Raw genomic sequence first — 19751 nt, forward strand, 5'->3', positions numbered from 1 at the left:
TTATGAACTCGCTGGTTCCTACTGTCAATTTACTAAAGGTTCAAACATTTGCTTACTTTAATAACTCCCTTCGCTCATCTTCATCAGTAAGAGTGAGGGTACCAACCTTAAACGCTTCAACGGTTGCAAAATTCATGTACTCCCCAGCCTGCACGGATAGAATATCAGCCACAATTTCGTATAAATGGACATCCTCTCTCGGCTTTTTCCATTTTTTATTGACCAAGTATTCCCACAATTCTTTTTCGGTAACCGCTCCATAACCAAACACCTCGAATTCTTCGAGTTTGCTTTTTAATGCGGGACGAACATTTTTCTTAAATGGCTCATACTGATGCACGTTGCCCATGCACTCCGCCTCCCTGGCTCTACTATGAATTTTTTATATCTTAATACCTGTCATGCTTTGTCCACTCACTTGCATATAGATTATTGTATCTGAATTTAGCATTTTTGAGAAGGTGGAGCAGGATGTCAAAGTTTTTAAAAGGAACAATGATTCTTTTAGTAGCAGGCTTGGTCACAAGGGTTCTTGGATTTATTAACCGGATTGTGCTCGCCCGTTTTATTGGAGAAGAAGGTGTAGGGCTTTATATGATGGCCTTTCCGACCTTTATCCTTGTGGTTACCATCACTCAACTTGGTCTTCCTGTTGCCATATCAAAGCATGTCGCCGAGGCCGAAGCTAAGGGTGATTATAAAAAAATTAAAAAAATTCTCGTTGTATCGTTGGCAACAACGATTTCACTATCATTGGTTTTCACACCAGCATTATTTTTTTTAGCACCAAAATTATCACAAATTCTCTTTACTGATAAGCGTACACTTCTTCCATTACTCGCGATTACTCCGATCATTCCGATTGTGGCTGTATCCGCCGTATTAAGGGGATATTTCCAAGGTAGACAAAATATGAAACCTGGAGCCATCTCGCAGGTGATTGAACAAGTTGTCCGGATTACCTTAATTGCAGTCCTCACAAAAACATTTTTACCTTACGGGATTGAGTATGCGGCTGCCGCAGCAATGGTATCTGCTGTAATCGGTGAGCTCGTTTCACTTCTTTATTTAATGACCACCTTTAAAATCAGGAAAAAATTTCGCCTGCGACGGAACTTTTTCCAATTCGTTCAATCGGGAAATACAACTTTCAAGGAATTGATGGGCATCGCTATACCAACTACAGGTAGCAGAATGATCGGCTCAATTTCATGGTTTTTCGAACCGATTGTCGTTGCCCATAGTCTTGCGATTGCAGGAGTAGCGGCTTCAGTAGCAACAAAGCAATACGGAGCACTAACTGGGTTTGCACTCCCCTTACTAATGCTACCATCTTTTGTCATGAATTCTCTATCAACATCACTAGTACCTGCAATTAGTGAAGCACATTCTAAAAAGGACTTTAAAATGATTGAACATCGAATCCAGCAGTCAATGAGATTTTCGTTTCTGACTGGAGGTTTAGCGATTATAATTCTTTACGTCTTGGCCGAGCCACTGATGCGTGTGATGTACGGATCAAACAGTGGGACTCAATTTATTGTCCTAATGGCACCTTTCTTTCTATTTTACTATTTTCAAGCGCCCCTTCAAGCTACCTTGCAGGCTTTAGACCTTGCCAGAGCAGGTATGATTAATAGCCTAATCGGGAATGTCGCCAAAATCGCTGTTATCTTCCTACTGGCTAGTCAGCCGACATTTGGCATCATTGGAGCTGCACTGGGGATAACAATGGGATTTGTCCTAACAACAGTCCTTCATTTCGCTACCGTTTTAAAAGCCATTTCCTTTACTTTCCATATTCGTGAATATGCAAAAACATTCATTGTCATCGTGGGTTCGATATGGATTGGTTTTCAAATATGGGACAGCCTTGGTACGGAAATGGCTCTATCATTAAAGGTTATTATTTCAACAGTCATCATTTCGATTATCTATTGCTTTTCGGTGCTATTAACAGGTCTAGTGCGGAAGGAAGAACTAGTAAGAATTCCGCTGATTGGAAAAACTCTTGCTAATCTTACGCCGAATTGGGGTGGGAAATAGCTGTGATAGAGCACAGTATTAATTATGCTAACGGTTGATTGGAGCTCCAGGGCTTGACTCCTCGAAAATGAACTACACATTTTCTCGTGCGTGGGCAAATTCGAGGAAGTCTTTCAGTGTCCTGCGGGAGCAGCGGACAGGTGAGACCCCGCAGGAGCGCAGCGACGAGGAGGCTCACCGCCCGCCCCGCGGAAAGCAAGCCCTGGAGCGGAAATCAACAGACTTGTATAAACAGCCAAAAAATAAAGAACCAGGGACCTTCCCTGGTTCTTATTTTAGGATGTTCTTTTAAAAGCTATACGAAAAGAGCATTATATTAGGCGCGATTAGCATTTACAGGATTGAATCTACTGTTCATCTATCACATCAATATAAAACTTATGGTTGTTACTATTATAAGTGCAAAATGATATCTCAGCAGGGTTCTTGTAGCCCTGTTCTTTTAGTTGACTATACAACCAGGAAGTGGTTTCCCCAAGCAACTCTAGGTTTTCATACTGGATGGCTCCATCGACAATCAAGGTAATTCCTAAGGTGTTATTATCACTCTTTTTAAAAACCGAAAGTTTTCCAGATGTCTCTAAGATTGCAAAATTAACATCCGAAATATCTCCTACACCTTCATTCCGAAGCTGAAGCAACAAATCATTAAAGTTATAACGTTGTTTTCTCATTTCATGTTCATCAATTTTACCATTATTAATAATAATACTTGGCTTCCCATCCACTAGTTCTCGAAAACGCTTGCTCTTCATCGATATGTATGCAAGGAGAAACTGAACAGCAACAAGTAATAACATCGGGAGTAAGGATTTGATAATCGATTGATCGGGATTTTCAATGGCAATTGCAGCCATTTCAGCGATCATCATAAAGACGACTAGGTCTAAAAGACTCAACTCACCTATTTCCCTTTTACCCATTACTCGGAAGATTGATAATATCACCGTATAAAGAACTAAAGTTCTAAAAATCATCGATGCGTATTCCTCCATACTCGTCTCTCCCTTCGGAATGGCATTAAGATATAGCATTCGATTATGAACGATAAATTATAACGGAATCAATTAAAAGAGTTTTTGAAGATTACGGTAAATTTTAATTCTATTTTTATTTCTAGGGAATATGCTTGTACTAAACGTAACTAGACAGCATTGAGCTTTTAGCCAGTGTAGGAGGGGGAGAAAACTGATGGAATCAAGGAGTTTAGGCATTGCAGTGCTCCAAGGGGTTATTGCTATATTTGTATTAGCCATCCTTAGTAGTTTTATTTTTTCGCTGTTATTAGCCTTTACGTCAGTTCAGGAATCGTCTTTGCAGTATATCGTGACAACCGTCTCATTTATTTCATTATTTATCGGCGGGTTTATCACGGGAGGGAAAGGCAAGCAGAAAGGTTGGCTAATTGGCGGGGCGACTGGGATCATTTATTCCATAATTATTTTTCTGTTTCAGTATCTTGGACACGACAGTTTATTCTCAACAGAACAAATTATCTATCACATATGCTATATTTTAACCGCTACGATGGGTGCTATACTTGGGGTTAATATGACCTCCTCTAATTCAAGAGAATAAAACAAGACTGTCTTTGAGACTTAAAAAAGCAGGTGCAATTAGTTTGCACCTGCTTTTTGCTTTATTATTCGCTGATTACCTCGCGGATGGCATTGCGGTCGTAAGTTAGACGACTACCATCTCCACACTTGATAACAACTGTTCCTTCATCAAGTGCATCAACAAAACCATGAAGACCACCGATTGTAACAACACGGTCGCCTTTCTTAAGCTCAGTTTGCATTTTCTGAACCGCTTTTTGCTTCTTTTGTTGAGGACGAATCAACAAAAAGTAGAAAAGCACAAACATTAGTATCAGTGGAAATACTGTTCCTAAAAGTCCTTCCATTCTTTTCTCCTCCTTTCACTTTATCAAGCCAGCTGCTTATTAAAAGTTTTTAGCATTCGGCTTATTAAAGCCATAGCGCTCAAAAAATTCTTCTCTGAAATCGCCTAAACGGTCTTCCATGATTGCTTGTCTGACTTGCTCCATTAATTTTAACAGAAAATGAAGATTATGATAAGTCGTAAGCCGTATTCCGAATGTTTCCTCACATTTGATCAAATGACGAATATAAGCACGTGAATAATTTTGGCATGTATAGCAATCGCAATTTTTATCAATTGGATTAAAGTCGCGGGCATACTTTGCATTCTTGACAACAAGACGCCCCTCACTTGTCATCAATGTTCCATTTCGGGCAATCCTTGTTGGGAGTACACAGTCGAACATATCAATGCCACGAATCGCTCCGTCAATCAATGAATCTGGTGACCCTACGCCCATTAGATATCTTGGCTTATTTGTCGGGAGTAATGGTGTGGTAAATTCAAGCGCTCGATTCATGACATCCTTAGGCTCACCAACAGACAGGCCACCAACAGCATAACCTGGGAAATCAAGCGATACAAGATCTCTTGCACTTTGTTTCCGTAGCTCCTCATATTCGCCACCTTGAACAATCCCGAACAAGCCCTGATCCTCTGGACGCTTGTGCGCTTTTAAGCAACGTTCTGCCCATCTAGATGTCCGTTCAACAGACGCTTTCATATAATCAAAAGTAGCAGGATACGGCGGACATTCATCAAACGCCATCATGATGTCAGAGCCTAGAGCGTTTTGAATCTCCATTGCTCCTTCGGGTGAAAGAAATAGTTTATCTCCGTTCAAATGATTGCGAAAATGAACTCCTTCCTCTTCAATCTTGCGGAATTCACTTAAACTGAACACTTGGAATCCACCAGAGTCTGTCAGGATAGGACGGTCCCAATTCATAAATTTATGAAGTCCACCTGCTTCTTTAATGATTTCATGGCCAGGTCGTAACCAGAGATGATACGTATTGCTTAAGATGATTCCGGCCCCCATCTCCTTTAAATCCTCTGGAGACATTGTTTTTACCGTAGCAAGTGTCCCCACCGGCATAAACGCAGGTGTGTCAAATGAACCGTGGGGCGTATGTACACGACCAAGTCTAGCACCGGTCTGTTTGCATGTTTTAATAAATTCGTATCGAATTGCAGACAATTGTGTTGCTCCTTCCGTGATTAAATCGTAGCTGTAAATATTTTCAACAGTGGGTTGATTTCCTCTCCATGCACTTCGCTTTCCGCGGGCAGTCCGGGAGCCTCCTCGTCGCTTCGCTCCTGCGGGGTCTCCCTTGGCCTTGCACTCCCGCAGGAGTCTTCGTGCCTGGAGCGGAAATCAACGGGTAAAATCAACTATACCTTCCCAATTCAGCCTAAATAATTAGCATGGCATCGCCGAAGCTAAAGAAGCGGTATTTTTCTTTGACGGCCGTGTTATAGGCATTTAACACATTTTCCCGGCCGGCAAGTGTACTTACTAGCATTATTAATGTGGACTTCGGCAGATGAAAATTGGTAATCATTCCGTTAATCCCTTTAAATTCATAACCAGGGAAAATAAAAATGTCCGTCCAGCCAGTTGCCGCCTTGAACTCACCGTTATTCTCTGAAGCAATCGTTTCTAGTGTCCTAGTCGATGTTGTCCCAACTGAAATAATCCTGCCGCCTTGTTCGCGAACCTCATTAAGAAGTCGGGCAGTCCCTTCTGACATGATGTAAAACTCCGCGTGCATCTCATGATCCTCAATGGTTTCAGCACTAACAGGCCTAAATGTTCCAAGGCCAACATGAAGCGTAATGAAAGTAATATGTACTCCCATTGCCTTGATTTCTTCAAGCAGTGATTCAGTAAAATGCAATCCAGCTGTTGGGGCGGCTGCTGAGCCACGCTCCTTCGCATATACCGTTTGGTAACGCTCCTGATCATCCAATTGTTCTTTTATATATGGAGGCAATGGCATCTCTCCAAGTCCTTCAAGAACTTCATAAAAAATACCTTCATACAAAAATTCAAGGATTCGGCCGCCATGGTCGGATTCCCCTGTACATACCGCCGTTAAAGCCCCGTCTCCGAAGACAATCTTGGTTCCTTCCTTCACTCGCTTCGCTGGCTTCACAAGCGTCTCCCACTTATCGCCTTCAACCTGCTTAAGCAGGAGCACCTCAATCTTAGCCCCTGTATCCTCTTTTACACCAAAGAGTCTAGCAGGGAGAACACGAGTATCATTGAGTACAAGACAATCTCCAGGTTGTAAATATTCTTTTATGTTTTTAAAAATCGTATGCTGTAATTCGCCAGTCTGTTTATCAAGTACCATCAGCCTACTTTCGGCTCTTTCAATCAGCGGTACTTGAGCAATTAATTCTTCCGGCAAGTGAAAATCAAATAAATCTACCTTCATTTTTTAAAGTCACCTATATTCTTTTTATGTATTGGCTGTATAAAACGTGGATGTTAATTTCCGCTAACAAAGGGGCTATGTATTAACGAAAGCGCCCAATGAAATAAAACACCAATGACAGGAGGATACTGACGATAATCGAGGTCACAATGGGAAAATAAAATGTCGTGCTTCCTTTTTTAATGACAATATCACCTGGCAACTTTCCAAGGTTAAAAAAGTGCACGAAAAGACCTGCGAGGAACACCACCGCGCCTACAATCATTAATAGCTTACCCAACCCTGTCATTCAAATGGCACCTCCATATGAAAATGCTCGTAGACGGCATGGGTAACCACTCTTCCACGCGGTGTCCGTTGCAAAAAGCCTATTTGCAATAAATATGGCTCATAGACATCCTCAATAGTATGGGATTCTTCCCCGATGGTCGCGGCAATGGTTTCTAAGCCGACTGGTCCACCACGAAATTTTTCAATAATCCCTTTAAGTAATTTATGGTCAATATGATCTAGTCCTAAACGGTCCACTTGCATTAACTCGAGCGCCTCATTGGCTAGTTCTAAATCAACCGAGCCATCACTTCGTACCTGGGCAAAATCTCTAACACGCCGAAGCAATCGATTGGCAATCCTCGGCGTTCCCCTTGACCTACGGGCTATCTCAACAGCAGCACTCATATCGATTTCTGTATCAAGAATTTCAGCCGTCCGTAAGACAATTTCCCGCAAATCTTTTTCCTTATAGTATTCTAGTCGACTTAAAACTCCGAAGCGGTCCCTTAATGGAGCCGATAAAGATCCAGCTCTAGTGGTTGCGCCAACAAGAGTAAACGGGGGCAAATCAAGGCGAACCGACCGGGCAGAAGGTCCTTTCCCGATAACAATATCAAGACAAAAGTCCTCCATTGCCGGGTAAAGCACTTCCTCTATTGACCTTGGAAGTCGGTGGATTTCGTCAATAAATAAAACATCCCCAGGTTCCAATGCGGTTAAAATCGCAGCTAAATCACCTGGACGCTCAATCGCTGGTCCAGATGTTGTCCGTAGATTCACACCCATTTCGCTGGCAATAATCGCAGCGAGCGTCGTTTTCCCAAGCCCAGGGGGTCCATATAATAGGACATGGTCCAAGGTTTCCTGCCTAAACTTAGCCGCTTTTATGAAAACTTCAAGGTTTTCCTTTACCTTGTCCTGGCCAATATACTGATTTAAGGTCTGTGGTCGCAAGCTTTGCTCAAAGGAAATTTCCTGCTCGCCTGCTTCCGTGGAGATGATCCGTTCATCCATTTATCCATCACCCTTTAAAATCTAGTTTCCTTAAAACTTCGAAGCGGCATACAAATTATCTTAATAATTTCTGTAAACCTTTTTTAATATATTGATCTGTCGTCAACTTCTCTTTTCTAAGCTCAGGGGTAATTTTCTTAATCTCTTTTTCAGAATAACCAAGAGCCTTTAACGCCAATATGGCTTCATCGAATTCGTTCGACACATCCTCTACCGCTGTCTCTTCCGAGAAAAGATTCGGGAAGAAATCAGGTACTATATCCTGAAGCTTGCCTTTTAAGTCCAAGATCATCTGTCTAGCGGTCTTCTTTCCGACTCCAGGGAATTTAACAAGGAAGGATTCATCCTCGTTTTCAATTGCCTGGACGACTTGCTGTGGTTCACCTGTGGCCAATATCGCAAGTGCACCTTTTGGTCCAATTCCAGTTACATTTAACAATCTCATAAACAGTGCTTTCTCTTCACGTGACTGAAATCCGTATAACGCCATAAGGTCCTCACGTACATAATGAAACGTAAAGACTTGTACTTCAGATCTTAATTGCTTTGAAAATGCAAATGGGTTCGGGGTATGAATTTGGTAACCAATCCCACCATTATCAACAACTATGTATTCAGGGCCAATAAAGTCCACTGTACCTTTTATATACTCAAACAATACTCTTTCGCTCCTCTAATTTGCTGTACCCCATTTTATCACACTATCTTACTAGGAACGAAGAAAATTATATTCGGCTAACTGTTTTAACCTTGTATGTTGATTTCCGTTCCAGGCACTTCGCTTTCCGCGGGCAGTCCGGGAGCCTCCTCGTCGCTTCGCTCCTGCGGGGTCTCCCTTGGCCTTGCACTCCCGCAGGAGTCTTCGTGCCTTCCACTCCAATCAACATAGTTCATAACCTTAGCAAGCTTACAAACCTTCTATCCCAATATGAGCAATTGAAAATAGGGCCGGTATGGGCCGGCCCTGTTAATTCTTCTGTTTTTCTACTCTTGTATATGGTTTGAAGGCTTCTATCACCTGTTCATACTGATCTTTTGTCTTAATAGGAATTCCTTTAAGCAATTCCTGGTGTTTTCTACTTTCAAGTCGTCCGACATCTAATTGAAAGAAAGATTGGATGATTTGCGAGCGGTCCGGTCGACCATTAAATATCGTCAACACGCCATCCTCGGATAAACCAAAATAGCCGTTCGCTTTTAAAAGTGGAGAAATATCGTCAACATATTGCTTAAACACAACCGTATCGCCGTCAATACTAATGCACTGCCATTGGTCATAACGGAGCCAGAAATCCTCAAGCGACCAAACGGTTTCTCTCACCTTTTCTTCACTAACTTCGCCATCAAGATAGGCCCTCTCCAGAATGACCGTTAAATCCAATGGGACCGCCTCATCTTCAAAAGTTTGATTAGGCTGAGCTGCTAACACTGTCCCACTGTTCAGTGAGAAACCAAGGCCAAAAAAAGCAAAACATACGCTAAGCGTCATGACAACAGACTTATATCCCATTGCCGGTCACCTCACTCTTTTAAATTCATTACTAGTATGACCAATATATTCATATTTATTAATTTAGGACGGCAGTTCGTTTACTAGTGTTGAAAAAGGAGATGTGGATTTGGTTGGGAGACGTCCGGGAAATTTGAATTTTTACTCGTGACCGTTTTAGTGGATTTCATTGCTTTTTGGGCACGTTAAACTTTCTATCGTTACCGTTTTAAATGAGTTCATCGCATTTCGGGCACGTTAAACCCTCTATCGTTACCGTTTTAATCGAATTCATCGCATTTCGGGCACGATAAACCCTCTATCGTTACCGTTTTAATCGAATTCATGGCATTTTGGGCATGTTAACCTTCTATCGTGACCATTTTAGATTCCATCAGATATTTTTGTGTGACAGCTACCTTTTTACCCCAAAACAAAAAGCAACCACACTGGCTGCTTTTTATAAGTCAATCAAAGTCATTGTGTTTTCAATAAATTTTTTCCGCTGAGGGAATTGGTTTACAGTCAATTCCATTAATGTTGAAACCTTAGTAGGATCATAATAACTATTCAACTTGATAATTCGATTCCATTCTCGAAAGATATCAGATGGGTACATTAGCCCATATAAAAACGACTGATCATTTACGTACTCAGTCAATCCATTCATTTTAAACAAAGATTTTAGAGACCAATGCATAAATGGCAGAATTCGATTGGCATACTGTAACAAGTCATACCTCTTTGGCCCAACAGAAACGAGATCAAAATCGATTAAGTATAGCTCCCCTGTTGCTAACCTTAGAAAATTATGATGAGCAACATCCCCATGGAGTATCACTTGATCCTGTGTCGTGAAGTTGGCTTGGTTATTTTCCATCCCAGCTAAAGCAAGCTCTGCCCACATGATGATTTCCTTTGTTATCTCCTTAGGTACATAATAGTGAACGATCGATAAATTTTTTTTGAATAATTTTAGCCGTTGCTTCCACTTTCTTAGCAGATCTTGTTTAGATAGTAATGAACCATACGAGGAAACTAGACCCTTAGTAATGGAATGATATTCAGAAACCAACTGAAGTCCTTCTTCCCGTTCCGCTTGTGATTTAAATGTAAAAGGCCGTCTATTTGGAACAAGATACTCAATGCATCCCCAATAGCGATTTTCAAAATACAAGGGAGACTCAATGAAGTTGAAAAAACAATAGGTCTCCTCAAACCCTGCCTTTTTCAACGCCGCAGTAAAGTCTTGCTGTAACGCAAGCTTTGATAAGTCTAAATACCCTTTTAGGATAAAAGTAACCTGGCTTGCCTCGACTAGGTAGACATGGTCTCTAATCCGAGTAAGTTGATGAATCTCAAATGGCAGTTTAAGAGTTAAAAAGGAGAAGAGACGATCAATAAAATCGTCCCTTCCCGGGTAAAAATTAATATTCATAGCTTTCGTCTTCGTCATCTCGAGGCATTCCATACGGTTCGCCTGGTACTTGCTGCGCTGGATCAAAACCTGCCATTGGACCATATGGACCATATCCTGGGTCAAAGCCTGGTTGCGGACCGAAACCTGGTTGCGGTGCAAAGCCTTGTTCCGGTGCAAAACCTGGTTGCGGCGCAAAGCCTGGTTGCGGCGCAAAGCCTGGTTGTGGTGCGAAACCTGGTTGCGGTGCAAAGCCTGGTTGCGGTGCAAAGCCTGGTTGCGGCGCAAAGCCTGGTTGCGGTGCAAAGCCATGCTGTGGCGCATAGCCTGCTCCTGGGCCAAACCCTTGTTGTGGTCCATAGCCTGCTCCTGGGCCGAACCCTTGTTGTGGTCCATAGCCTGGTTGCGGTGCATAACCGTATCCTGGACCGCCACAACCGCAATCATTCATCATTGGTGCTTGTGCTTGCGGCATCATTGGCATTTTCATGTCTGGAGAATCGTAATCTTCTACTCCTGCCACTTGCGGCATATGCGGATATTGCGCATCCATTGCCCCTGCCACTTGCGGCATATGTGGATATTGCGCATCCATTGCTCCTGCTACTTGCGGCATATGTGGATTTTGCGCATCCATTGCTCCTGCTACTTGCGGCATATGTGGATATTGCGCATCCATTGCCCCTGCTACTTGCGGCATATGCGGATATTGCGCGTCCATTGCTCCTGCCACTTGCGGCATATGTGGATATTGCGCTCCTTGAACAGGTGCCATACCTTGATGGTGATACCCATATGGTTCACATAAGCCAGAACCAGGTAAGACTGGTGAAATTGGCGTTGGCGGTGGGCAAGGGTATTGCATCGCTGGTGCTGTTTGGTACGGCATTGGAGCTGGCATATTTTCTGCTGCTCCTTGAACCGCCTGATGTGGCATATTAGGCATTAATGGCATATTAGGCCCGTGACCATAAGGGGAAGATTCTGGACTTTCAACCCCTGGCATTGGATATCCTGGCATCTGTGCTCCTTGAACCTGAGGGTGTGGCATCTGATGTTGTGCTGGGAACCCTGCTCCTGGCATCATTGGTGACATTGGAAAATTATTTGGATATGGAATCATAGATTCTTGGAAACCTCCTTGATTAATCGGAATCATTGAGGAAGACTCATCCCCAAATCCTTCTGTGTTCATTGGGCCGTAATGCGGCATTGTATCTTGTTTAATACCCGGAAATATATTTGTCGGCTTTGGCGGTAATTGCGGCGAATTAGAATGCGGCATTTGCGGCGCCATGTTCGCCATATTTTGAGTATAATACTGGTTCATATCATGTTCTGGAACCATTGCTTGTGGCATCTTAGGTGCAAATGGCTGTTTGGGTGTCTCTTTTATCGGTGCTGTTTTTGGCTGCTGCGGTTTAAGTTTTGGCACCTCAGCAATTGGTTTTGGCATCGGCTTTGGTGCCGGTGGTTTCTCGGCAATTGGCTTCGGTGCCGGTTTCGGCGCTGGCTTCGGTGCCGGCGGTTTCTCAGCAATTGGCTTTGGTGCTGGTTTTGGTGCTTCAGCCATCGGTGATTCTGGTGATTCCTCTACAGGTAAAGGCTTCTGCTCTTCTTTTACCGGCAAAGCCTTTTGCTTTTCCTTTACAAATGGGTGTTCAGTTTTCGGCATCTCTTTTTTACTTCCCCAATTGATTTTTGCCTCTTTTCCTCCGGAGATGGGCGCTTCTTTTTTGACCGTCCCTCCTGTTGTTGGAACTTTTATTTTCATTCCGGGCATAATCATATCAGGGTTGCTGAGCTGCGAATTCATCTGTTTCAGCTCTTCAAAGTTCACGCCGTACTTCTTGGCGATCTTCCAAAGAGTATCCCCTTTCTGTACGATATGGATCTTCATGATTTCCCTCCTATGGCATAAGTCCATATAGTGTATGTTTGTGTAGGCGTTTTGCCATTAATCTTGAAAAAAACTTATGCTTCTTCCACCATGTATATGTACTCGACCCAGAATTAAAGCTTTTCCACTAAAAATGGATGAGCCCAAAATATAATTCCACAGAAAAAAGGTGTCCCAATCACTTTTGTGACAGGACACCTTTTAAAACTTAGGATTGTTCGAGCATTCGATTTAGTGCCTTTTTAGCATTCTCTGCAACCAGTTCATCAACTTCAATAAGATTATGCGGTACTCCCTCGTCAATTGAATCTAAACACCAGACGAGATGCGGTAAGTCAATCCGATTCATCGTCAAACAAGGACACATATGTGGATTTAAAGAGATGATCTGTTTATCAGGATGTTCCTGTATGATTCGCTTTACAAGGTTCATTTCTGTCCCTATTGCCCAAGCAGACCCTGATGTGGAAGCATTAATTGCCTCTATTATATAATTCGTAGATCCGGCTAAGTCAGATAATCCGACAACCTCACGGGTACACTCTGGGTGAACAATGATCTTCATCTCAGGATAGGTTTCACGTACTTGATGAATATTTTCAACCGTGAAATTTTCATGGACGGAACAATGTCCTTTCCAGAGAATTACTTTTATCTTATCTATCGGGCCATCAAATTCCAGCTCATCTTTAATCGGATTCCAGACAGCCATTTCATCAAGGCCAATTCCAATATTAAAAGCAGTATTTCGACCAAGATGTTGATCTGGGAGAAATAGGAGTCGTTCTTTTTGCTCAAAGGCCCAACGAACCATTTTTTCTGCATTAGATGAGGTCACTGTTGCTCCGCCATTTTTACCCACGAATGATTTAATCGCTGCAGTAGAATTGACATAAGTTAATGGCAAAATCGTTTCTCCAAATAATTCAAGCAGCTTCGTCCATGCACGCTCAGTTTGGTAAATATCTGCCATGTCCGCCATCGAACAGCCTGCGCGCATATCAGGAAGATACACTTTCTGGTCTCTCTTCGTTAAAATATCGGCTGTCTCGGCCATAAAGTGAACGCCACAGAAAACAATATGCTCAGCGGCCGTATTTTCAGCAGAAATTTGCGCCAATTTTAATGAGTCTCCTGTAGCATCAGCAAATTGAATTACTTCATCTTTTTGATAATGATGCCCCGGAATAAACAGTTTGTCCCCAAGTTTCTCTTTTATTTCTCGCACTCGTTCTTCAAGCTGTTCTGTTGTCATTTCCCGGTATCGATCTGGTAATCCTAACGGTTGAGTACCCACTACATTAAGCAAATTCATCCCATTCTCCCCCTTATACTACAAGTTCACTTTTACACTAATATCTAATGCTGTAACCGTATGTGTTAAAAAGCCTAAGGAAATGTAATCGACTCCTGTATGACGGTAGGTTGGTAAAGTTTCCATTGAAATGCCACCTGAAGCCTCTGTAGCAATTCCAGCTGGAACAAGTTTGATCAGTCCCTTGATTTCCTCCGGCGTCCGGTTATCAAACATGATGCAATCCACTTTATTATCGACCGCTTCAAGGACCTGCTCCCTTGTCTCCGTTTCCACCTCAATTTTCACCATATGTCCAATTTGATTTCGAACATCTTCAACCGCTTTCGTAATCGAGCCCGCAAAACTGATATGGTTATCTTTAATCATTACCGCATCATACAAACCGTATCGATGATTAAAACCGCCACCGCAACGGACTGCATATTTCTCAAGCATTCTTAGCCCCGGAGTCGTTTTTCTAGTATCACAAATTCTTGTATGGGAACTATTTAACGCCGCAACAGCTTCCTGTGTTTTCGTCGCAATTCCTGACATCCGTTGAACTAGATTTAAAACTACTCGTTCTCCTTTTAACAGGTCCGATGTTTGACCTTTGACAACCGCAAGCCTTTGTCCGACCTCAACTGGTTCACCATCGGTAATCATCAGTTCTATTTCTGCATTCGGATCCAGCAATTGAAAACCTGTGCGAATGACTTCTTCGCCACAAAAGACACCATTTGCTTTTGAAATAAAAACAATTTCCCCAACGCCTGATTTGCCAAAAATTAAATCACTTGAGACGTCCCTTTCACCGATATCTTCAAGAAAAAACTGTTCAAGTTGTAAGCGCAGCTTTAATTTGTTCACTACGATCATCCTTTTTTGGGTTTCTTTTATATAAAATCTTTTTCTTCAACCAATTTGTGTTGTCTTCATTCGGGTAATCCGCCCGAAAATGCCCCCCTCTACTTTCGGTACGAGCAAGGGCCGCATCTGTAGTCAACCAAGCGGTAATTAGCATAAACACTGTCGTTAGTTCTTCAGTGGAATAATGTTCAAGGTTCTCATTCAGCCAATCTCGGATCTGATAAGATTCCAACCAGTTTTTTTGCATGGTAAGAGCTGCATTATTTCGGATAATGCCTGTTCGGTCCATCATTGTTTGCTGTAAGACATGGTGTTCTGGAAGCGTTAGTTTTTTTGCTTTTAAAAGATTAGATGGCTGCCGTTCATTTTCAAAGAATTGTAAATCGGTACTGCTTCGCTGTTCATTAATCCAGTTCCCTAGCCTTTTACCATAAACCATCCCTTCAAGCAAAGAATTGCTGGCGAGTCGATTTGCGCCATGGACACCAGTACAAGCTACCTCACCAATGGCATAAAGCCCGCTGATGTTCGTTTGACCGATAGAACCCGTTTTGACACCCCCCATTAAAAAATGACTTCCGGGAGCGACTGGTAATTTTCCTACACTGAGTTCTACCCCTGCTTCACGGCAAATTGCTGAAACAGTTGGAAACCGTTCTGAGAAGTTCTCAATGCTACTTATATCTAGATAAATTTGTTTGCCTGCTTTTAAGTATTCATAAATCGTTTGCGAAACGATATGTCTTGGTGCCAGATCCTTAAGGGGATGAACATCTTCCATAATCAACTGGCCATCCTCGGTTACGAGTCTTGCACCTTCCCCACGGACAGCTTCGGAGATGAGGCCTTTTGTTTGTCCATCAACATAAAGAAGCGTCGGATGAAACTGGATAAACTCCATATCCACTAGCTCCGCGCCAGCAAGATATGCCAAGGCCAAACCATCACCGGTGACGGTTTCTGCATTTGAAGTAAAAGTAAACAGTTGGCCACATCCACCTGTTGCAAGGACAATATGCTCGGCATAAAAAACTTCTGTCGTCCCGTCAGGTAACTTGCCTTTTACTCCAATACAGCGGCCATTGTCATTCACAATCAACTCGTAAACAAAGGTATGGTCTTGCACTACTATATTGCTACCTAACTGTGAAACTAGAAAATTCACAATCGCTTTTCCAGTTGCATCTCCCCCACTATGGACAATTCTTTTTTCTGAATGAGCCCCTTCCATCCCAAGCTTAAATTCCCTATTTTCGTTAAGATCAAAAGGACAGCCATTGTTCAGAAGTTCGTTGATGAGCTTAGGCGCTTCTTTCGTCAACTGTAGGACAGCTTCTGAATCATTATGATTTCGCCCTGCCTCAAGCGTATCGTGATAATGTAATTTTGGTGTATCCTTGGCGCTCAATGCTGCAGCAACGCCACCTTGAGCCATATGCGAATTTCCATTTGTGAGTGATCCCTTTGTGAGAACCATCACATTCAAATCATTTCTTAATGTAGCTGCTAATTGTAAAGCAGCGATGCCACTGCCGACGATTAGCACATTCGCTAATTTCATAGTTTTTTATCCTCCTGTTTTTACAGGTGTCTTGACACTTATATTTACATAGATTTAAACTGATGACAAGATATTTTTACATTTTAGGGGAGAGACGATGAAATATTTCGATTACGCCGCAAGTAGTCCGCTGGATCAAGAGGCGGCTGAATTATATGTAAAAGCAGCGACCGAATACTACGGTAACAGTCAAAGTCTCCACGATATCGGCTCAACAGCCAATAGCCTGTTGGAAAACTGCCGCAAAGAACTAGGGAAATTACTTGGTGTTGAATCAGACGGGGTATTTTTTACATCAGGGGGGTCAGAAAGCAATTTACTTAGTATTCATGCCCTCCTTTCAGCTAATCGTGGAAAAGGACGGCATATCATCACAGGGATGGCTGAACACGCTTCCGTTCACAATGTTCTCCGTATGCTCGAAAAAGAAGGCTACGAAGTGACTTATCTCCCGTTTAACGCTGAAGGTAAGATTGAAGTTGCGGCTATTGAAAAAGCTTTGCGTGAAGATACGGTTCTTGTTTCGATTCAGCATGGAAATCCGGAAATTGGAACACTACAGCCTCTTGAAGAGATCGCACGCGTTTGTAAGGATAATAATGTCCTTCTTCATAGTGACTGTGTTCAATCGTTTGGGAAAACTTCAATTAGGGAAGTCGCTTCCGTTGTCGACGCGCTGTCGATTTCGGGACATAAATTTTACGGACCAAAAGGAACTGGTGCTGTTTATCTAAATCCGAGGCTTGCTTGGAAACCTTATATTGAGGGGACAAGTCACGAACGAGGCTTTCGTGCGGGAACGGTCAATGTTCCAGGTATTCTTGCGATGACAGCTGCCGCTCAGAAGGCTATATCTAAGCTTGAGGATGAGAGCGAACGGCTTTCGTCTTTGCGGGAGATTTTCGTGAGTCAATTTACTAATTTGACCAATCAAGTAACCATTTATGATGCTCAACTTCCCGCCATAATTGGTATGAGAATTCATGGGCTGGAAGGACAATGGATCATGCTTGAATGCAACCGGAGAGGATTTGCCATCTCCACGGGTACGGCTTGCCATACCGGTTTATTGGATCCATCGAAAACGATGACTGCCATCGGAGTGAAAGGTAAAGCCGCTAAAGAATTTTTCAGAATCTCTTTTGGGCGCCAAACGGAAGAGTCGGATGTTAAAGAGCTAGGGCGGATTTTAGCAGAGCTCACGCGAACCCAACAAAGGGTTTAACTGAATTCACTTAAAAGGTATGGTACAATTTTTTTACGGAAGCTAGATAAGGAGAGAAATCGATGAAAAAGATATTAGGTGATGAGAGACGATCTCTTATATTAGATATTTTAAAAACAAGCAACGAGCCTATAACGGGGGGCGAGCTTGCCGCACAAACCAATGTCAGTCGCCAGGTGATTGTTGGGGATATCACGTTGTTAAAAGCGCGAAATGAACCGATTATCGCCACCAGCCAGGGCTATCTTTATATGCATTCGTCTTCTCCAGTTGTTCTCGCCGAACGAACAATCGCCTGTAGCCATGCCCCGGAAAAGACAGAGGAGGAATTGAACATCCTCGTTGATCTCGGAGTGACCGTTAAAGATGTCCGGATTGAGCACCCCGTTTATGGAGACCTTACCGCTTCGATTATGGTTTCAAACCGCCGTGAAGTGAAGCAGTTTATGGAAAAAATTCTTTCGACAAATGCTGGATACCTTTCAGAACTAACCGAAGGCATCCATATTCACACCATTGCCGCGCCAAGCGAAAAGATATTGGATGAAGCCGAAGAAGCGATGAGCAAAGCTAATTTTTTGATTACGCAATAATTAATTTGAAGCTGCACTTTTGAGGGGTCTTGTTTTTATGAGACCTATTGGGGGGTGGCTTCTTTTTTACGTGAAGGTTATACTTTGATCTGATAAATAGACGGAGAAATTCCGCTTAATCAGTAAGTAACACTGAAAACTAGCTTAAATAGAGGGAGAAATTCCGCTTATTCGACTCGAAAACATGAAAATAGGTAATTTTGCTTTGTATAAACGGAAAAACTCCCCCTATTTACCCCAAATTGAGCTCTAATCTGCATTTAACGGAAAAAACTCCGCTTATTTTTCCAGTCACATCTAACGATTAAAGTCTAAAAGACGGATAACTCCCAAGCACTTTTACAGAGCAGCCAAGGGCTTCGAGTTCGGCAATTGCACCTGGGATGAGGACATCATCCATTTGCTGTTCGATGTCGATGATGAAAAAGTAATTTCCAAGTCCTGTCTTTGTCGGTCTAGACTCAATTTTTGATAAATTCAGATTACGCCATGAGAAAGCTGATAGAACTTGGTGAAGCGCACCCGTTCGATCAGAAGGTAAGGTTACGACCAAAGTCGTTTTAAATCCGTTGCTAGCTAAAGTGGTTTGTGGCAATGCTTGTTTTTCCTTTGATAAAACGACAAATCTTGTATGGTTATGATCATAATCATGAATATCGGCTTGAACGATGGACAGACCATATTCTTCGGCAGCAAGACTATTAGCAATCGCCGCTAAGTTTTTCTCCGGATGCTCGTTCACATACTGAGCAGCAGCAGCCGTTGACGTCATTCTTTCACTCACAATCCCCTTCATTTCGCGGTGAAGAAATTTATGACACTGAGCAAGTGCATGCGAGTGGCTCAAAACGAGTTCCGTTTGTTTCCACTGCTGTTCATTTTCTGGATGGACCATTAAATGCTGTTGAATTGGCGCTGTCGCCTCGCCAATAATGTATTGCGGAGCTTCATGAATTAAATAGTCCAAGGTAATATTTACCGAACCCTCCAACGCATTTTCAATCGGCACAAGCGCAAAATCACAGGTACCATCCTCAACCGCATCGATGCATTCTGGAATCGTCATAAATGGTGTGGCTTCAACCGATGGAAATAAATGGCGCACAGCCAAATCTGTGAACGTAGCCCGCGGCCCCAAAAAACCTATCTTCATTGTTTCTCACTCCCCCTATTTATAAAAAGGCAGTGCAGTGAGAACTCACCGCACCACCCCAAACCCAGCAATTATGTAAGGACAGTGAAACTCCCTCAGGAATTTTCAAAGCCCTCTTTCTATATAAAATTAAGCCCCAGATCCAAGCACTTCAACCTTTTCAACAAACTCAAGCCGCCGTAGCCTTGCTAATAGTTCATCCATTTCAACCTTCATATCCCCAATGTTTAAACTCAATGTAACATTGGCGCGTCCTTGAAGAGGGATGGTCTGGTGAATCGTTAGCACATTACAACCAGCATTTGCGACAAGGCCTAAGAGCTCGGATAGCGTTCCAGAGCGATCTTCAAGATGGAAAAATAAGCTGATAATCCGTTCCTTTACAACCGTGTGAAAAGGGTAGACGGTATCACGATACTTGTAATACGCACTTCTACTCAAGTCCACACGTTGGACGGCATCCCAGACAGAATCGGCTTTTCCCCGCTCAATCATTTCCTTGGCATCTAAAGTCTTTTTCATAGCCTCCGGAAGCACATCTTCTCTGACAAGATAAAATTTCTTATCGAAATTATTCGGCTTCAT

General features: G+C 42.7%; 20 protein-coding genes. 4 read left to right on the forward strand and 16 right to left on the reverse strand.

The genetic code is table 11. The features are described 5' to 3' along the window. Positions 1–52: 52 nt before the first annotated feature. A complete protein-coding gene (locus tag BMX30_RS03355) occupies positions 53–349 on the reverse strand; it encodes a post-transcriptional regulator (RefSeq protein WP_090741200.1) in 297 nt (98 codons plus the stop codon). Between the two features lie 122 nt (positions 350–471). On the opposite strand from BMX30_RS03355, the gene spoVB reads away from it, so the two are divergent. Continuing rightward, positions 472–2046: a stage V sporulation protein B gene (gene spoVB, locus BMX30_RS03360; protein WP_090741202.1), complete on the forward strand. Its 1575-nt coding sequence runs from the start codon at positions 472–474 to the stop codon at positions 2044–2046. A gap of 347 nt (positions 2047–2393) precedes the next feature. Here the strand turns inward: spoVB and BMX30_RS03365 are convergent, their stop codons facing one another. Beyond that, the gene (locus BMX30_RS03365) at positions 2394–3041 is read right to left on the reverse strand and encodes a DUF421 domain-containing protein (protein WP_090741204.1); all 648 of its coding nucleotides are present in this window, start codon (positions 3039–3041) and stop codon (positions 2394–2396) included. Positions 3042–3237: 196 nt separating this feature from the next. Here BMX30_RS03365 and BMX30_RS03370 point away from each other — a divergent pair, with 196 nt between their 5' ends. Further along, positions 3238–3624, forward strand: a complete 387-nt coding sequence (locus BMX30_RS03370) for a TIGR04086 family membrane protein (RefSeq protein WP_090741205.1) — start codon at positions 3238–3240, stop codon at positions 3622–3624. Positions 3625–3688: 64 nt separating this feature from the next. On the opposite strand, the gene yajC is transcribed toward BMX30_RS03370, so the two are convergent. The 12 genes from yajC to nadB all read right to left on the reverse strand — a co-directional run bounded on the left by yajC (position 3689) and on the right by nadB (position 16195). Then, positions 3689–3952 carry a preprotein translocase subunit YajC gene (gene yajC, locus BMX30_RS03375; RefSeq protein ID WP_090741207.1) on the reverse strand — a complete coding sequence of 88 codons (264 nt, stop codon included), beginning with the start codon at positions 3950–3952 and terminating at the stop codon, positions 3689–3691. A 39-nt stretch (positions 3953–3991) separates the two neighbouring features. Further along, positions 3992–5131: a tRNA guanosine(34) transglycosylase Tgt gene (tgt, locus tag BMX30_RS03380; protein WP_090741209.1), complete on the reverse strand. Its 1140-nt coding sequence runs from the start codon at positions 5129–5131 to the stop codon at positions 3992–3994. A gap of 214 nt (positions 5132–5345) precedes the next feature. Continuing rightward, positions 5346–6374: a tRNA preQ1(34) S-adenosylmethionine ribosyltransferase-isomerase QueA gene (gene queA / locus BMX30_RS03385; protein ID WP_090741211.1), complete on the reverse strand. Its 1029-nt coding sequence runs from the start codon at positions 6372–6374 to the stop codon at positions 5346–5348. An 82-nt stretch (positions 6375–6456) separates the two neighbouring features. Then, the gene (locus BMX30_RS03390; protein ID WP_090741213.1) at positions 6457–6663 is read right to left on the reverse strand and encodes a DUF2905 domain-containing protein; all 207 of its coding nucleotides are present in this window, start codon (positions 6661–6663) and stop codon (positions 6457–6459) included. Beyond that, positions 6660–7661 (reverse strand): Holliday junction branch migration DNA helicase RuvB, encoded by a 1002-nt coding sequence (gene ruvB, locus BMX30_RS03395; RefSeq protein WP_090741214.1) that lies wholly within the window; start codon positions 7659–7661, stop codon positions 6660–6662. Before ruvB ends, BMX30_RS03390 begins: the two co-directional genes overlap by 4 nt. A 55-nt stretch (positions 7662–7716) precedes the next feature. Next, entirely contained in the window at positions 7717–8319 is a 603-nt protein-coding gene (gene ruvA / locus BMX30_RS03400) for a Holliday junction branch migration protein RuvA (protein WP_090741216.1), read from the reverse strand. A 309-nt stretch (positions 8320–8628) separates the two neighbouring features. Next, on the reverse strand, positions 8629–9171 hold the full coding sequence (locus tag BMX30_RS03410; RefSeq protein WP_090741218.1) for an intercompartmental signaling factor BofC: 543 nt from the start codon (positions 9169–9171) through the stop codon (positions 8629–8631). Positions 9172–9610: 439 nt separating this feature from the next. Then, positions 9611–10606, reverse strand: a complete 996-nt coding sequence (locus tag BMX30_RS03415; protein ID WP_090741220.1) for a phosphotransferase — start codon at positions 10604–10606, stop codon at positions 9611–9613. Next, positions 10578–12467, reverse strand: a complete 1890-nt coding sequence (gene safA, locus BMX30_RS23765; protein ID WP_211482049.1) for a SafA/ExsA family spore coat assembly protein — start codon at positions 12465–12467, stop codon at positions 10578–10580. The genes BMX30_RS03415 and safA overlap by 29 nt, the downstream gene beginning before the upstream one ends. A gap of 208 nt (positions 12468–12675) precedes the next feature. Beyond that, positions 12676–13782: a quinolinate synthase NadA gene (gene nadA, locus BMX30_RS03425; RefSeq protein WP_090741221.1), complete on the reverse strand. Its 1107-nt coding sequence runs from the start codon at positions 13780–13782 to the stop codon at positions 12676–12678. 18 nt (positions 13783–13800) lie between these two features. Then, positions 13801–14634 (reverse strand): carboxylating nicotinate-nucleotide diphosphorylase, encoded by an 834-nt coding sequence (nadC, locus tag BMX30_RS03430; protein ID WP_090741224.1) that lies wholly within the window; start codon positions 14632–14634, stop codon positions 13801–13803. Next, a complete protein-coding gene (gene nadB / locus BMX30_RS03435) occupies positions 14603–16195 on the reverse strand; it encodes an L-aspartate oxidase (RefSeq protein ID WP_090741226.1) in 1593 nt (530 codons plus the stop codon). Before nadB ends, nadC begins: the two co-directional genes overlap by 32 nt. 97 nt (positions 16196–16292) lie before the next feature. On the opposite strand from nadB, the gene BMX30_RS03440 reads away from it, so the two are divergent. Then, complete coding sequence (locus BMX30_RS03440; RefSeq protein ID WP_090741227.1) at positions 16293–17420, forward strand: IscS subfamily cysteine desulfurase; 1128 nt, start codon at positions 16293–16295, stop codon at positions 17418–17420. A gap of 62 nt (positions 17421–17482) precedes the next feature. Then, positions 17483–18013 carry a transcription repressor NadR gene (locus BMX30_RS03445; protein WP_090741229.1) on the forward strand — a complete coding sequence of 177 codons (531 nt, stop codon included), beginning with the start codon at positions 17483–17485 and terminating at the stop codon, positions 18011–18013. Positions 18014–18317: 304 nt separating this feature from the next. Here the strand turns inward: BMX30_RS03445 and pheA are convergent, their stop codons facing one another. Then, positions 18318–19166, reverse strand: a complete 849-nt coding sequence (gene pheA, locus BMX30_RS03450) for a prephenate dehydratase (RefSeq protein WP_090741231.1) — start codon at positions 19164–19166, stop codon at positions 18318–18320. 129 nt (positions 19167–19295) lie between these two features. Next, a complete protein-coding gene (locus tag BMX30_RS03455; protein ID WP_090741233.1) occupies positions 19296–19751 on the reverse strand; it encodes an ACT domain-containing protein in 456 nt (151 codons plus the stop codon).

This window comes from Mesobacillus persicus, assembly GCF_900109925.1.
Taxonomy (GTDB): Bacteria; Bacillota; Bacilli; order Bacillales; family Cytobacillaceae; genus Mesobacillus_B; species Mesobacillus_B persicus.

Excerpts from the sequence above, each read along its gene's own strand:
- spoVB (WP_090741202.1), top strand. The coding sequence starts at position 472 with ATGTCAAAGTTTTTAAAAGGAACAATGATTCTTTTAGTAGCAGGCTTG.
- BMX30_RS03370 (WP_090741205.1), top strand. The coding sequence starts at position 3,238 with ATGGAATCAAGGAGTTTAGGCATTGCAGTGCTCCAAGGGGTTATTGCT.
- pheA (WP_090741231.1), bottom strand. The coding sequence starts at position 19,166 with ATGAAGATAGGTTTTTTGGGGCCGCGGGCTACGTTCACAGATTTGGCT.
- BMX30_RS03445 (WP_090741229.1), top strand. The coding sequence starts at position 17,483 with ATGAAAAAGATATTAGGTGATGAGAGACGATCTCTTATATTAGATATT.
- nadA (WP_090741221.1), bottom strand. The coding sequence starts at position 13,782 with ATGAATTTGCTTAATGTAGTGGGTACTCAACCGTTAGGATTACCAGAT.
- yajC (WP_090741207.1), bottom strand. The coding sequence starts at position 3,952 with ATGGAAGGACTTTTAGGAACAGTATTTCCACTGATACTAATGTTTGTG.
- BMX30_RS03365 (WP_090741204.1), bottom strand. The coding sequence starts at position 3,041 with ATGGAGGAATACGCATCGATGATTTTTAGAACTTTAGTTCTTTATACG.
- queA (WP_090741211.1), bottom strand. The coding sequence starts at position 6,374 with ATGAAGGTAGATTTATTTGATTTTCACTTGCCGGAAGAATTAATTGCT.
- BMX30_RS03440 (WP_090741227.1), top strand. The coding sequence starts at position 16,293 with ATGAAATATTTCGATTACGCCGCAAGTAGTCCGCTGGATCAAGAGGCG.
- BMX30_RS03355 (WP_090741200.1), bottom strand. The coding sequence starts at position 349 with ATGGGCAACGTGCATCAGTATGAGCCATTTAAGAAAAATGTTCGTCCC.
- safA (WP_211482049.1), bottom strand. The coding sequence starts at position 12,467 with ATGAAGATCCATATCGTACAGAAAGGGGATACTCTTTGGAAGATCGCC.
- ruvB (WP_090741214.1), bottom strand. The coding sequence starts at position 7,661 with ATGGATGAACGGATCATCTCCACGGAAGCAGGCGAGCAGGAAATTTCC.
- BMX30_RS03415 (WP_090741220.1), bottom strand. The coding sequence starts at position 10,606 with ATGACGAAGACGAAAGCTATGAATATTAATTTTTACCCGGGAAGGGAC.
- BMX30_RS03390 (WP_090741213.1), bottom strand. The coding sequence starts at position 6,663 with ATGACAGGGTTGGGTAAGCTATTAATGATTGTAGGCGCGGTGGTGTTC.
- BMX30_RS03455 (WP_090741233.1), bottom strand. The coding sequence starts at position 19,751 with ATGAAGCCGAATAATTTCGATAAGAAATTTTATCTTGTCAGAGAAGAT.
- BMX30_RS03410 (WP_090741218.1), bottom strand. The coding sequence starts at position 9,171 with ATGGGATATAAGTCTGTTGTCATGACGCTTAGCGTATGTTTTGCTTTT.
- nadB (WP_090741226.1), bottom strand. The coding sequence starts at position 16,195 with ATGAAATTAGCGAATGTGCTAATCGTCGGCAGTGGCATCGCTGCTTTA.